The organism is Rhodococcus sp. P1Y (genome assembly GCF_003641205.1).
In the GTDB taxonomy this organism is placed as follows: Bacteria; Actinomycetota; Actinomycetes; order Mycobacteriales; family Mycobacteriaceae; genus Rhodococcoides.
In genome coordinates, this window is the sequence record NZ_CP032762.1 from 3,942,587 (window position 1) to 3,957,209 (window position 14,623).

General features: G+C 63.7%; 11 protein-coding genes. 4 read left to right on the forward strand and 7 right to left on the reverse strand.

Features of this window, described 5'->3' with window-relative positions; all coding sequences use genetic code 11:
- Positions 1-30: 30 nt before the first annotated feature.
- From pheT to infC, 6 genes are all read right to left on the reverse strand, one after another.
- Positions 31-2,517, reverse strand: a complete 2,487-nt coding sequence (pheT, locus tag D8W71_RS18135) for a phenylalanine--tRNA ligase subunit beta (RefSeq protein WP_121115336.1) — start codon at positions 2,515-2,517, stop codon at positions 31-33.
- Positions 2,518-2,568: 51 nt separating this feature from the next.
- Entirely contained in the window at positions 2,569-3,639 is a 1,071-nt protein-coding gene (gene pheS / locus D8W71_RS18140) for a phenylalanine--tRNA ligase subunit alpha (RefSeq protein ID WP_121115338.1), read from the reverse strand.
- A gap of 73 nt (positions 3,640-3,712) precedes the next feature.
- Positions 3,713-4,519, reverse strand: a complete 807-nt coding sequence (locus tag D8W71_RS18145) for a TrmH family RNA methyltransferase (protein WP_201265120.1) — start codon at positions 4,517-4,519, stop codon at positions 3,713-3,715.
- A 38-nt stretch (positions 4,520-4,557) separates the two neighbouring features.
- Complete coding sequence (rplT, locus tag D8W71_RS18150; protein WP_068376203.1) at positions 4,558-4,947, reverse strand: 50S ribosomal protein L20; 390 nt, start codon at positions 4,945-4,947, stop codon at positions 4,558-4,560.
- A gap of 93 nt (positions 4,948-5,040) precedes the next feature.
- Complete coding sequence (gene rpmI / locus D8W71_RS18155; RefSeq protein ID WP_008715923.1) at positions 5,041-5,235, reverse strand: 50S ribosomal protein L35; 195 nt, start codon at positions 5,233-5,235, stop codon at positions 5,041-5,043.
- 94 nt (positions 5,236-5,329) lie between these two features.
- Positions 5,330-6,061, reverse strand: a complete 732-nt coding sequence (infC, locus tag D8W71_RS18160) for a translation initiation factor IF-3 (RefSeq protein ID WP_442971983.1) — start codon at positions 6,059-6,061, stop codon at positions 5,330-5,332.
- Between the two features lie 357 nt (positions 6,062-6,418).
- Between infC and D8W71_RS18165 the strand changes: the two genes are divergently transcribed.
- The gene (locus D8W71_RS18165; RefSeq protein ID WP_121115342.1) at positions 6,419-6,772 is read left to right on the forward strand and encodes a DUF1844 domain-containing protein; all 354 of its coding nucleotides are present in this window, start codon (positions 6,419-6,421) and stop codon (positions 6,770-6,772) included.
- 73 nt (positions 6,773-6,845) lie between these two features.
- On the opposite strand, the gene uvrA is transcribed toward D8W71_RS18165, so the two are convergent.
- Complete coding sequence (uvrA, locus tag D8W71_RS18170; RefSeq protein ID WP_121115344.1) at positions 6,846-9,770, reverse strand: excinuclease ABC subunit UvrA; 2,925 nt, start codon at positions 9,768-9,770, stop codon at positions 6,846-6,848.
- Between the two features lie 205 nt (positions 9,771-9,975).
- Here uvrA and D8W71_RS18175 point away from each other — a divergent pair, with 205 nt between their 5' ends.
- The 3 genes from D8W71_RS18175 (at position 9,976) to D8W71_RS18185 (ending at position 14,566) form a co-directional block, all read left to right on the forward strand.
- A complete protein-coding gene (locus tag D8W71_RS18175) occupies positions 9,976-10,665 on the forward strand; it encodes an MBL fold metallo-hydrolase (protein WP_121115346.1) in 690 nt (229 codons plus the stop codon).
- A gap of 132 nt (positions 10,666-10,797) precedes the next feature.
- Entirely contained in the window at positions 10,798-12,102 is a 1,305-nt protein-coding gene (locus D8W71_RS18180; RefSeq protein WP_121115348.1) for a DoxX family protein, read from the forward strand.
- Positions 12,103-12,334: 232 nt separating this feature from the next.
- On the forward strand, positions 12,335-14,566 hold the full coding sequence (locus D8W71_RS18185; RefSeq protein WP_121119499.1) for a HelD family protein: 2,232 nt from the start codon (positions 12,335-12,337) through the stop codon (positions 14,564-14,566).
- Positions 14,567-14,623: the final 57 nt, after the last annotated feature.

The window sequence follows — 14,623 nt, forward strand, 5'->3', positions numbered from 1 at the left end:
TTCTACGACCAGGCTACGGACTGCGCACGATCAGCCGCGCAGAACGGCACCGACCGATCCCTGCGCAGCGGCGACCGCGGCGTCACGTGCCTCGGTGGCCTGTGCTTCGGTGAGAGTGCCATCGCTGCCCCGAAAGACGAGTGCGAACGCGAGGGACTTCTTGTTCGCACCGACCTGCTCGCCTTCGAAGACGTCGAACAGGCGGATGCTCTCGAGGAGCTCGCCTGCTCCGGCTCTCAGAGCTGCTTCGACGTCGGCGGCGGGAACCGATGCGTCGACGACGACAGCGACGTCCTGCAGGACTGCCGGGAACGGGGACACGATGGGTGCGGGCAACGCCTCGACGATGGGAAGTGCGTCGAGGTTCAGCTCGACGGCGCATGTACGCACTGGCAGATCGGCGCGCTCGAGAACCGCCGGATGCAGCTCGCCCGCGTGCCCCACGACGACCCCGTCGACGAGCAATTCTGCGCAGCGGCCCGGATGCCACGGTAGGTACTGCGCGGCACGGAACTCGATGTCGACACCGGCCGCGGCCGCAATCGTGCGCGCTGCAGCGAATGCGTCGGACGCATCAGCGGTGCGGCCCTGACCCCACGGTCCCGACGGCTCGCGACTTCCGGTCAGGACCGCACCGACGTACACCGGTTGATCCGGAAGCGATCCCCTGAGGTGAGCGATCTCCTCCTCGCTCGGACGTGCGTGCACTGCGATCGCCTCGACGGGCACGGTGTGGTCGCCGGGGCGTACGACCTGCGCGATTCCGAACAGCGAGAGATCCCGCTGGCCACGGCTCACATTCCGGGCGAGGATTTCCAGCAATCCGGGCAGAATCGTCGATGCCAGCTCGGGTCGGTCGGCCTCGAGCGGATTGAGAACGGATGTCGTCCGGCGGCGGACATCGTCAGCGGGCAGGCCCCACGTATCGAAGACACCGGTCGGCAGGAACACCGTCGGCAACACCTCGACGTATCCGGCGAACGCCAGCGACTTCCCGACTGCGCGTTTGCGCTTCTGCGTGGCGGTCAGCCCGCGTCCGGCAGGCGCCGCGGGCAGAACCGACGGAATCTGCTCCAGCCCCTCCAGCCTCAGTACCTCTTCGACAAGATCTGCCGGCTGCTGCAGGTCGGGTCGCCAGGTGGGCGGCGTGACGACGAGTTCACCGTGGCCGAGTTCGTTGACGTCGACCTCGACGTCGCAGCCGATCTGCGTCAGTCTGCGTGACGCGGTTCCGTTCGGGTAGGTAACTCCCGCAACACGGTCGGGAAGGTCAAGCGCCATGCGGACTGCCGGGAACGTATGCGGCTCCCCGATGTCGGTCAGGACCGGCTCGATGCGGCCGCCTGTGATCTCGACCAACAACTGCGCAGCTCTGTCCAACGCCGCGACAGGAAGCGCGGAATCGACGGTGCGCTCGAAACGCTTGCTCGCTTCACTCGACAACTTGTGCCTGCGGCCGGTACGGAACACCGCAAGCGGGTCGAACGTCGCTGCTTCGAGCACGACATCGACGGTGTCGTCCCCCACTTCGGTCGATGCCCCTCCCATGACTCCGGCGAGAGAGATCGCACCGGAGTCGTCAGCGATCACGACGTCCTCGGCGTCGAGCGTGCGCTCCACGTCGTCGAGGGTCGTCAGCTTTTCGCCCGACTTCGCGCGACGTACGACGATGTCGCCGGTGAGTTTGGATGCATCGAAAGCGTGCAGCGGCTGACCCAGCTCGTGAAGCACGTAGTTGGTGACGTCCACCGCGGCCGATATCGGTCGGATCCCGGCGAGGAGCAAGCGTCGTTGCAGCCACCACGGGGTAACCGACTTGGGGTCGATTCCACTGACCTTACGCAGCGCGAATCGCGAGACCTTGGACTCGGGATCGATTGTCGTCGGCCATGTCTGACCCTCGGCGTTCTGCACGGGGCCCTGCGCGGGGTCCGCGAATTCCAAGTCGAAGCTGCTCGCGAGTTCACGAGCGAGACCTCGGACCGAGAACGCGTAACCGCGGTCCGGCGTCACGTTGAGCTCGATCACCGAATCGTCGAGACCGAGAACAGCCTTGGCGTCGTCGCCCGGGTTCGCGGTGCCTTCCGGTAGCACCAGGATGCCGGCGTGATCGCGACCGAGACCGAGCTCGAGCGTCGAGCAAATCATTCCGGCCGAGGTATGCCCATAGGTCTTTCGTGCAGCAATGGAAAACCCACCCGGAAGTTCACTGCCGGGGAGGGCCGCAACGATCAGGTCCCCCTCGACGAAGTTCCGCGCACCACACACGATTTCCTGTGGCTCGTCGTTTCCGACGTCCACCAGGCAGAACCGAATAGGCTTCTTGAACTCGGTGAGCTCGGTGATCGTCGTGACACGTCCGACGACGAGTGGTCCGGTGACGTTGTCCAGGGAGTCGAGCTCCTCGACCTCGAAACCGACGCGCACGAATCCCTCGTCGAGTTCCTCGGGTGTCACCTTCCACTGCGGCGCTGTCCGCTGCAGAACCTCGGTCAGCCAGGATTGTGGAACTCGCACGTCTGCTCAGCTCTTTCTACGGGTGAAAATTCGGTAAGGGCAGTACTCGGGTCAGGCGCCGACGCCGAAGGGCAACGTGAAGCGGATGTCTCCCTCGACGATGTCGCGCATGTCGGGTATGTCGTTGCGGAACTGCAGAGTCCGCTCGAGGCCCATCCCGAACGCAAACCCCGAGTACACCTCGGGGTCGATTCCACTGGCCCGCAACACCTTCGGATTGACCATTCCGCAGCCGCCCCACTCGACCCAGCCGGGGCCACCCTTCTTTTTCGGGAACCAGACGTCGACCTCGGCCGACGGCTCGGTGAACGGGAAGTAGTTGGGCCGCATTCGAGTCCGCGTCTCTTCGCCGAAGAGCGCCCTGGCGAACGCGTCGAGCGTTCCGCGCAAATTCGCCATCGTCAAGCCCTTGTCGATCGCCAAGCCCTCGACCTGATGGAAAACAGGAGTGTGCGTGGTGTCCAATTCGTCGGTACGGAACGTGCGCCCCGGGCATACGACGTAGATCGGCACCTCACGCGACAGCATCGAGCGAACCTGCACCGGTGAGGTGTGCGTGCGCAGAACCTGCCGAGATCCCTCCGGTGCAATGTGGAATGTGTCCTGCATCGTCCGTGCGGGATGGTCCGGCAGGAAGTTGAGAGCGTCGAAGTTGAAATGTTCGGTCTCGACCTCCGGGCCTTCTTCGACCTCCCAGCCCATGGACACGAACACGTCGGCGACCTGGTCGGCGATGATGGTGATGGGGTGACGGGCGCCAACTGGACGGCGATCGGACGGCAACGTCACGTCGATCGTCTCGGCGACGAGGATTGCGGCATCTCGCTCGGCCAGTAGCACCTCGCGACGAGAGTCGAAGGCCTTCTGCACGCGGTCGCGTGCCAGCTTCACCCGCTTGCCCGCGTCTGCCTTCTGATTACCTGGAATCGCGCCGAGTGCGCGTTGCGCCAACGCCAGCGGTGCGCGATTGCCGATGTGATCGATCTTCACCTTCGTGAGTTCGTCCAGATTCTTCGCGTCGTCGAACGCCTTCTCTGCCCCGGCTGCGGCTGACTCGAGCGCAGCGGGCTCCAGCACGCTCGGATCGACCGGCTGGGCGTTGTCGGCTTCTTTCTTCGCCACGAGAGGTGCAACTCCTTGATGGTGGTTGATATCGCTGGACGACAGACTTCTCGATCCTAGGCGAGCGACAAAGTCATTTATGCGCGGACCTGCGCTGAGCGCGGGCACTGGAGTAGAGGCAAATGGCCGCCGCAGTGGCGAGGTTCAAGCTCTCGGCGCGGCCGTGAATGGGAATTCGGACGCGGTGGTCTGCAGCAGCTGCCACCGACGGCGACAGTCCGTGCGCCTCGTTTCCGAACAACCAGGCCGTCGGGCCCGACAAGAGTTCGTCTGCGTCGTCGAGGTCGACTTCACCATCGGCCGCGGTCGCGAGAATCGTGAGCCCCGACGAGCGCAGCGCGTCGAGACCGGTGTCCACCGATCGCTCGCGTGCGATGGGGAGGTGAAAAAGACTTCCCGCGGACGCGCGCACACACTTCCCGTTGTGCGGATCCACAGAATCTCCGAGGAGAACGACGGAGTTCGCTCCTACCGCGTCAGCGACGCGGATGACGGTGCCGGCGTTTCCCGGTTCGGACACTTCTACCGGAACGGCGACGAGCTGCGGAGTGCCGACAAGAGCCGCCGTCACGTCGACGTCGACTGCTCTGCATACCGCCACGATGCCGGGCGGGGTGACGGTGTCCGACAGCCCTTTCGCCGCGCGCTCCGTAATCGGATGCGTACGAACCCCTTCGGCGTGCGCCAGGTCGAGTACGACGCCGTTGCGTTCCGCGGAATCCTCGCGGAAGAACAACTCGACCACCACGCCGGCGCGCACTGCCTCGGTGACCGCGTTGGATCCTTCGGCAAGGAACAGACCGGTCTTACGGCGCTCGGCCGCGCGAAGCAGCTTGACAGCCGAAACGACCCGTGGAGTCCGCTCGGTGAGCGAGTCCACGGGTCGTCTCGGATCGTGATCGTCGTGCGTCAGCTTGCTCAGGCTGCTTCTCCGGCAGGAGCGTTGACGTCGGCAGGCAATGCAGCCTTGGCAATTGCCACGAGGCCTGCGAATGCCGCTGCGTCGGACACAGCGAGCTCGGCGAGGATCTTGCGGTCGACCTCGACGCCAGCTGCCTTCAGGCCCTGGACGAAGCGGTTGTACGTGATGTCGTTGGCCCGCGCTGCAGCGTTGATACGCGTGATCCACAGCTTGCGGAAGTCACCCTTGCGAGCCTTGCGGTCGCGGTACGCGTAGGTGAGCGAGTGGAGCTGCTGCTCCTTGGCCTTGGTGTACAGACGTGAGCGCTGTCCGCGGTAGCCCTTGGACGCTTCGAGAATTGAACGGCGCTTCTTCTGGGCGTTGACCGCCCTTTTTACGCGTGCCACTGGTAAATCCTGTCGATCTGGGGGCTTGAAACAAAACCCCGAATGGTAATGGGAGGCGTCGGCGTAAAGCTATCCGACTGTTCGAAGTCCAGATCAGATGCCGAGAAGGCGCTTGATCCGCGGCACATCGGCCTTCTTGACAACTGCGACACCGTCGAGACGACGGGTCACCTTGGTGGGCTTGTGCTCCAGCAGGTGGCGACGGCCGGCCTTCTGGCGCAGGATCTTGCCGCTGCCGGACACCTTGAATCGCTTCTTGGCGCCACTGTGGGTCTTCTGCTTGGGCATGGAGTCCTCAGTTCTGTGTTGCTCTTCGGTCGAGCTCGGCACAGTCCGATCCGGTGAAACGCCGGATCGGACTGTCTTACTGGTCGTTATGGCTTCAGCTGCTGGGCGGTGTTGCGACCGCGGGAGCTTCCTCGACAGCGGCTTGTGCTGCCGGCGTCGGCTCGGCGGCCGGCGCAACTGCACGCTGCGCAGGCGGTGCCGCAGCGCTTTCCTGTGCCTTGACGCGAGTCTTGGCACCCTTGTGGGGAGCAAGCACCATCGTCATGTTGCGGCCGTCCTGCTTCGCAGAAGTCTCGACGAAACCGAGGTCGGCGACATCTGCACCCAAACGCTGCAGCAGACGAAAACCGAGCTCGGGACGCGACTGCTCACGCCCGCGGAACATGATGGTGACCTTGACCTTGGACCCGGCTTCGAGGAAGCGAATCACATTGCGCTTCTTGGTCTCGTAGTCGTGGGCGTCGATCTTCGGTCGGAGCTTCTGCTCCTTGATAACGGTGAGTGTCTGGTTCTTGCGCGATTCGCGCGCCTTCTGCGCTGCCTCGTACTTGAACTTCCCGTAGTCCATGATCTTGCAGACCGGCGGACGTGCGTCGGGAGCCACTTCTACGAGATCGAGATCGGCTTCGAGAGCCAAGCGGAGTGCATCTTCAACACGCACGATGCCCACCTGTTCACCGCCCGGTCCAACTAGACGAACCTCGGGAACACGGATGCGATCGTTGATGCGAGTCTCAGTGCTGATGGGGCCTCCTAGGTAGTGCGGTGTGGGGTCGAGCCGACCGCCTGCCTCTGGCACAGCCCGCCTGCCCGAATCCTTCGACATCTCGTCTTATGGAACACAGTGCCTGACTAGGCACTGTCCCTCTCAACGCAAAAACCCTGCTCCAGCATTCCGCTGGTGCAGGGCCCGATGTCGACCGATCGATGCACAACACTGCTGCTGCGTATCTCCTCTTGCGAGGAAGCTCGTCGAATATCTCGTCGAGCGACCGGACCGGAAGCAGTAATGAGGCTGCGTACCGGTGGGAGTCGGGCTCCACTTGCTGCCTCCGTACATGCCGACCATTGGGTGGAAGGCACGTCGAAGACGGTCGTTGACAGACAGTACCAGCCGAAACGGTGATACGCCGAATCGGCGCTGCTTCGTGCCGCCGTCATACCCCGTGACATCCTCGTAAGTATGACGAGCACACCCGAACCAGTCGACGGACCCGACGTACGCGAGCTCGCCGACGTCCCGGCAGTCGAAGTCATCAGTCGTGCAGCGGTGATGCTGATGAGTTCCGCAGCCGAGAAACTCGGCCTTTCCGAAGCCGACCCGTCGAGCAGCCCGTACCTCGATCTGGACGAGGCCCGACGAGTCATCACCGCGCTCGCGGGACTCGTCACGGCATCGGTCGAATACCTGGGACCGCACGCAGGCCCCATCCGCGAAGGACTGCAAGCTCTGCAGAAGGCATTCCGCGAGAATTCAGCGTATCCCGACGAGCCGGGCAAGGGGCCCGGAGAGAAGTACACGGGACCCGTCTACTGACCAGTCCCTTCGGATGCGACTGACGCCCCCTCGGTTGACCAGGACCGAGGGGGCGTTGTCGTACCGAGAATCGTCAGACCGATGCGGTCTTGCGCGGGCGACGCTTTCTCACGGGGGCCTTCTTCGCATCGACGGCCGGCTTGACGGTGAGTGCTTCCTGCAGGAATTTGCCCGTGTAGCTCTCGGGAACGGCCGCGACGTCCTCCGGCATGCCCTGCGCTACGACCATTCCGCCACCGGACCCACCTTCGGGTCCCATGTCGATGACCCAGTCGCTCACCTTGATGACATCGAGGTTGTGTTCGATGACGATGACGGTGTTTCCCTTGTCCACCAGCCCGTTGACTACGCCGAGCAGCTTGCGTATGTCCTCGAAGTGCAGACCCGTCGTGGGCTCGTCGAGGATGTAGACGGTTCGTCCGGTGGAGCGCTTCTGCAGCTCTGACGCCAACTTGACGCGCTGCGCTTCACCGCCGGAGAGTGTCGTTGCAGGCTGCCCGAGACGGACGTACCCGAGGCCGACCTCGACCAACGTCTTGAGATAGCGGTGGATAGAAGTGATCGGTTCGAAGAAGTCCGCGGCCTCCTCGATGGGCATGTCCAGCACTTCGGCGATGGTCTTGCCCTTGTAGTGCACTTCCAACGTCTCACGGTTGTACCGCGCGCCGTTGCAGACCTCGCAGGGGACGTACACGTCGGGCAAGAAGTTCATCTCGATCTTGAGCGTTCCGTCGCCCGAGCAGGCCTCGCAGCGACCGCCCTTGACGTTGAACGAGAAACGGCCGGGTTGGTAACCGCGAACCTTCGCCTCGGTGGTGGCGGCGAACAGCGTTCGGATCTTGTCGAACACACCTGTGTAGGTAGCCGCATTGGATCGCGGCGTTCGACCGATCGGCGACTGGTCGACGCGCACCAGCTTGTCCAGTTGATCCAGTCCGTTGATACGGGTGTGCCTGCCGGGTACCTGGCGAGCACCGTTGAGCTTGTTGGCCATCACCGTTGCAAGGATGTCGTTGACCAATGTCGACTTTCCCGATCCCGACACACCGGTCACCGAGGTGAGGACTCCCAGCGGGAAGCTGACGTCGATCCCTCGGAGATTGTGCTCGCGAGCACCCACGACTGTCACCAGACGCTTCTTGTCGACTACCCGCCGAAAGTCGGGAAGGGGTATTTCGAGTCGGCCCGACAGGTACGCGCCCGTCAGTGATTCCTCGTTGGTCAGCAGGTCCTCGTAGGAGCCGCTGTGGACGACGCGGCCGCCGTGCTCGCCGGCCAGCGGGCCGATGTCCACGACCCAATCCGACGTGCGAATGGTGTCCTCGTCGTGCTCGACGACAATGAGCGTGTTCCCGAGGTCGCGCAGGCGCGTGAGCGTGTCGATGAGGCGCCGGTTGTCACGCTGGTGCAGACCGATCGACGGCTCGTCCAGCACGTAGAGAACACCGACGAGACCGGATCCGATCTGAGTGGCCAAGCGAATGCGCTGAGCCTCGCCGCCCGAGAGCGAGCCTGCAGCGCGGGACAGCGACAGGTACTCGAGACCGACGTCGAGCAGGAAACCGAGACGGGCCTGTACCTCCCTCAGCACCTGGCCGGCAATGGCTTCTTCCTTCGCACCGAGCGTCAAACTGTTCAGAAAGTCCGCGGTATCGGAGATCGAGAGTCGGCACACATCGGCGATCGACTTGGAACCGAAGTTGCCCGCTTCGATCGTGACCGACAGGATTTCCGGCCGCAGGCGGTCGCCGTTGCAGGCAGGGCAGGGCACGTCGCGCATGTAGCCGTCGTAGCGCTCCTTCATCTGCTCCGACTCGGTCTGCTCGAGCCTGCGATGCAGGAACGGCATGACGCCTTCGAACTCGGCATAGTACGAGCGGGTCCGGCCGTACCGGTTCTTGTACTTGACGTGGACTTGATGCTCACTGCCCTCGAGAACGGCGCGTTTCACCTTCGCGGGGAGCTTGTTCCACGGCGCGTTCAGATCGAACCCCATGGCGTCGGCAAGACCCGACAGGAGACGACCGAAGTACTCGGACGTCTGACCCATCGACCAGGGCGCGATGGCGCCGTCAGCCAGCGACAGATCCGGATCGGGGACGACGAGATCGGGGTCGACTTCCTTGCGCACGCCGAGGCCCAGGCATTCCGAACACGCGCCGTACGGCGAGTTGAAGGAAAACGAGCGCGGCTCGAGATCGTCGATCGACAGCGCATGGGCGTTGGGGCAGGCCAGCTTCTCGGAGAACCGGCGCTCGCGGTCCTGCGCATTTTCGTCGCGGTCGACGAAGTCGAGAACGACAATGCCGTCGGCAAGCTTGAGCGCGGTCTCGACCGAATCGGTCAGGCGCTGCTTCGAACTCGTCTTGACGGTAAGTCGGTCGACGACAACCTCGATGTCGTGCTTTTCCTGCTTCTTGAGCTTCGGTGGATCACTCAGCTGATGAACGACACCATCCACCCGGATGCGGGAATATCCCTGGGTGTTGAGGGACTCGAAGAGATCGACGAATTCGCCCTTGCGCGTGCGCACCACAGGGGCGAGCACCTGGAATTTGATGCCCTCCTCCATTGCGAGGACCTGGTCGACAATCTGCTGTGGGGTTTGCTTGGCGATCTTCTCGCCACACACCGGGCAGTGCGCGGTGCCCGCACGCGCGAACAGCAGGCGCAGGTAGTCGTACACCTCGGTGATGGTGCCGACCGTCGAACGCGGGTTTCGGTTGGTCGACTTCTGGTCGATGGACACCGCGGGCGAGAGCCCTTCGATGAAGTCGACGTCCGGCTTGTCCATCTGACCGAGGAACTGGCGGGCGTATGCAGACAGGGACTCGACGTATCGACGCTGCCCCTCGGCAAAAATGGTGTCGAAAGCCAGTGACGACTTGCCGGAGCCCGAGAGACCGGTGAAGACCACGAGGCTGTTGCGTGGCAGGTCGATGTCGACCCCCCGTAGGTTGTGCTCACGCGCACCTCGCACGATCAGGCGATCCGCCACAGTGTTCCCTTCTTGTCGGAATAGTCGAACATCGGTCGCTTACCACCGACCGGCCCGATCGAACCGAGCTTCGTTGATACTCGCGCGAAGACGAAACTCACGCCGTCGCAATGTTAGGCCGACCCACCGACACGTTTTCGGCGATGCCCACTCGACTCCGGGGGCGAACAGGCAACTCACCCGCGCCGACGGTAGCCTCCTCGAAATGGACGAGCACCTCATGGTCATCGACGACCAGTACACCGGCGCGGTCTCTCAGGGATCGACGCCGCAGCGACGAACCATCTCCGGTGGCACCATCACAAAGATTTCGGTCGGCCCGATGGATAACAACTCCTACCTGGTCGTTTGTTCCATTACTGGGCAGGCTTTGCTGATCGATGCAGCGAACGAGGCTGCACGGCTCTCTCAATTGATCGACGAGAACGCTCCGACTCTCACTCTGATCGTGACGACCCATCAGCACGCCGACCACTGGCAGGCCCTCGAGGACATCGCGGGCGGCACCGCGTCTCCCACCGCTGCGCACAGCCTCGACGCCGAGCCGCTTCCCGTCACGCCCGACAGGCTTCTGGGCGACGAAGACACTGTGTCCGTGGGTGAACTCACACTGAAGACAATTCACCTTCGCGGTCACACACCAGGCTCGATTGCGCTTGCGCTGACCGATTCGGACACCGGAGTCACCCACCTCTTCACCGGGGACTCGCTCTTTCCGGGCGGCGTCGGCAAGACGTCGGATTCCGAGAACTTCACGCAGCTCCTCAGGGACGTGAGCGCCAAAATCTTCGGCAAGTACGGAGACGACACGATCGTTTACCCAGGGCACGGTAAGGATACGACTCTCGGCGCCGAGCGCCCCCACCTCGACGAATGGCGCGAACGCGGCTGGTGAAACGCGGCCGCGCTTGAAACCCGAAAACGCCGGGTATGGCTACGGTGGAACGACGCGCCCTTCCCGACCGGTAGACGGCTAAGGCGCGTCGACAAACGATGTTCATTCAACGAACCAACCAGGAGGCTGTCAATGCTGGTCCGCCGTATCGCCCGTCCGCTGATGTCGACCATCTTCATCGCCGGAGGCATCGACGCGCTCCGCAATCCCGCTGGAAAGGCCAAGGTTGCGACACCGCTGATCGAGCAGGGCCAGGACACGCTGCCGGACAGCGTGACGGCGAACGTACCCAGTGACCCGGAGACTCTGGTTCGCATCAACGGTGCCATTCAGGTCGGCGGCGGAATTCTGCTAGCGACCGGTAAGGCGCCGCGGATCGCGTCGCTCGCCCTTGCAGGCAGCCTTGTTCCGACGACCGTCGCCGGGCACGCGTTCTGGAACGAGACCGACCCGGCCGCCAAGGCCGCCCAGCGCACCCAGTTCTTCAAGAACGTCAGTTTGCTCGGTGGACTTCTGATCGCTGCCGTCGACACCGAAGGCAAGCCGTCGCTCGCGTGGCGCGGCCGTCGGGCAGCCCGAAAGGCGCAGGAGTCCGTCGTTGCCGCGTTGCCCGGCACGCACGACACCGCCGATCATCTCGGAGTCGCATCCGGCCGCATCAAGGAGCTGGCGTCCGTCGCAGCCTCACGCAGTGCGGAACTCGCCGAGGCTGCTCAGCCGGTCGTCTCCAAGTGGGCCGACGTCGCAGCAGAAAAGGGTTCGGACTTCGCCGAGGCAGCGCAGCCAGTCGTGTCGCACTGGGCCGAGGTCGCGGCTGACAAGGGTTCCGACCTGTCGGACGCCGCACAACCGGTGATTTCCCGGTGGGCACACAAGGCCGCAGACCGCGGTTCCGACATCGCCGAGGTCGCACAGAAACGCGGCTCCAAGCTGGCCGAGGAGGCCGCAAAGCGCGGATCGAAACTTGCCGACGAGGCCGCAGACCGTGGCCAGGATCTGGCCAAGGTTGCCCAGAAGCGCGGCTCCAAGCTGGTGGACAAGGCTGCCGACCGTAGCGAAGAGCTCACCGAATTGGCGACCAAGCGCGGCTCGAAGCTCGCCAAGCAAGCGCAGAAGCGCGGATCCAAGTTCGCCGACAATGCGGCGGACCGCGGCGCTGAACTCGCCGACCTCGCACAGAAGCGCGGTTCACAGTGGGCAGGCACGGCCGCCGATCGCGGTGCGGAGCTGGTCGACCTTGCTCAGGATCGCGGCAGTAAGTGGGCCGAGACCGCGGCCGTCCGCGCCGACGGCCTCAGCAAGCGTGCCCGTAAGCGCGCCGAAAAGCAGAGCCGTGAATTCGACAAGGCGACCGAGAAGGCTCGCGCGAAGCTCGAAAAGAGGGTCGAGAAGGCGCGCCAGGATCTCGACAAGCGCGTGCAGAAGTACTCCAACTAGCTTTCCCGACTCGACGAGGGCACGGAGCCCCGCCCTGAACTGCGGTTCTGCGGCGGGGCTCTTGTTCGTCGTAGACTGCTTTGGCTTGTTTTGCGCCGAATTTCAGCCGAACTCCCGAGGAGATCCTTTGCCGGACGACGGCCCCTCTGTTCCCGACAGCACCGCGGACGACACCGTCGTGACTACTGATCGGGACTTGTCCGACCAGGACCGCGAACAGTCCTATGTCACCATGCTGTACGACCAACTCGATGCGTTGCGCAGGTACGCGCAAAATCGCCTGAGCACTGTTCTGCTTCAGACCGGGGGCACTCCACAGGCGCGCAGCGAACGCGAATCGTTCACCAACCTCTACAACGACGACATCGCCAAGTACGACGCTGCCGAGAACGGCTTGTGCTTCGGACGGATCGATCTCAGTCCCGACGACGACACACCCGTTCGCTACGTCGGTCGCGTCGGAATTCTCGACGAGGCGCACGACTACGAAACACTGCTACTCGACTGGCGCGCACCGATGGCACGTCCCTTCTACCTCGCCACTCCTGCGGCCCCCGACGACGTTCTACGTCGCCGCCACATACGCACGAGGAGTCGGCGAGTGACGTCGTTGGCCGACGAGTATCTCGACCTCGCCGCAGCGCGCGAGGCAGGATTGAACTCCGACGCGACGGGAGTCGCGGGCGAGAGCGCATTGCTGTCTGCCCTCGATGCCGCTCGCACCGGCCACATGAACGACATCGTCGAGACAATTCAGAGCGAACAGGACACGATCATCCGCTCGGAGCATCGAAGCGTCCTCGTCGTTCAGGGCGGCCCCGGTACCGGCAAGACCGCTGTGGCACTGCACCGCGCCGCGTATCTCCTGTACACCTACCGGCAGCAACTCGCGAAGAGTGGCGTTCTGATCATCGGCCCCAACGCCACGTTCCTCGACTACATTGGCCAGGTACTCCCCTCGCTCGGCGAAACGGGCGTCTTACTGTCCACCATTGGCAACCTCTACCCGGGCGTACGCGCGACGCTCGACGAATCCCCCACTGCGGCACAGGTGAAGGGTTCCACTGCCATGGTCGGGATACTGGCCAAGGCCGTGCGTGACCGTCAGGAGGTGCCCACCGCGCCGAAGAAGCTGCGATTCGACACTTACGAGATCACCCTCGACCGAAAGCTCGTCACCCGCGCCCGTGGGCGCGCGCGATCATCTCGGCGACCACACAACCTCGCGCGACCTCTGTTCGTGGCGTCGGCCGTCGAAGGGCTCGCCCAGCAGCTCGCCGATCGGTTGGGTCAGAACGTCATCGACGGCGGAAGTCTGCTCAGTCGGGACGATATCGCGGACATGCGTGACGAGATGAAAGAAGATGCGGACGTCATGGCCGCGATCGACGAGTTGTGGCCGGATCTGAGTCCGCAGCAGGTACTTCGAGACCTGTTTGCGTCCCCGGAACGCATTGCCGCCGCCGCCCCCGAGCTCACGGAGAGCGAACGCGCGTCGTTGCTCCGGCGATCACGCGGTTTCTCCTCGGCCGATTCACCGCTTCTGGACGAACTCGCCGAACTCCTCGGCATCGATGACGCCGCAGAGCGAGAGCAAGCAAATCGACAGTGGCGCAACCAAATCGCCGACGCCCAGGGCGCGCTGGACATCCTCACCGGTTCCGCACCGCAGGACCTGGAGGACGAACTCGATCCGGAAATCCTGATGGCCTACGACCTCGTCGACGCCAGTCAGCTTGCAAGCAGACAAGATTCCGGCGTCAAGCTGACCACCGCCGAGCGTGCCGCAGGAGATCGCACGTGGACCTACGGTCATGTCATCGTCGACGAAGCACAGGAACTGTCCGATATGGCGTGGCGGATGGTGATGCGTCGAGTTCCGAACAGGTGGATGACGCTCGTCGGCGATGTCGCCCAGACCGGGGATCCCGCCGGAACGACGTCCTGGAGCGAGGTACTCGAACCCTATGTCGCACAACGCTGGAAGCGAACCGAATTGACGGTCAACTATCGAACACCGTCGGAAATCATGAAAGTTGCGCGTGATGTCCTCGCCGCGATCGATCCGGTGCAGACCGTTCCACGATCGGTGCGTGACTCCGGTCAGGTGCCGTGGGCGCAGCACACCACGGGCGACGAACTCGTGGCGACAGTGCAAGACAGACTCGCCGAGCACCCCCGCCCCGGCATCAGCGCTGTCCTCGCCCCGCACGCGCTGGTGGAATCGATGGCACACCTACGCTCCGACGTCGTCACCGTTTCGACCGTGAAGGACGCAAAGGGACTCGAATTCGACTCGGTTTTAATCGTCGAACCGATGGACATCGTAGACGAATCGCCCCGCGGAATGGGTGACCTGTACGTCGCGCTCACCCGCGCGACTCAGCGGATGGGCGTCGTCCACACTCGTCCGCTGCCCGCGGAATTGTCGGCTCTGGAGCCGTTCGACGCTCTCGTGCCGTGAACGAAGTCGATGGCCCGGTGGATCATCTCCACCGGGCCATCGACGTTCTTCGAAGAG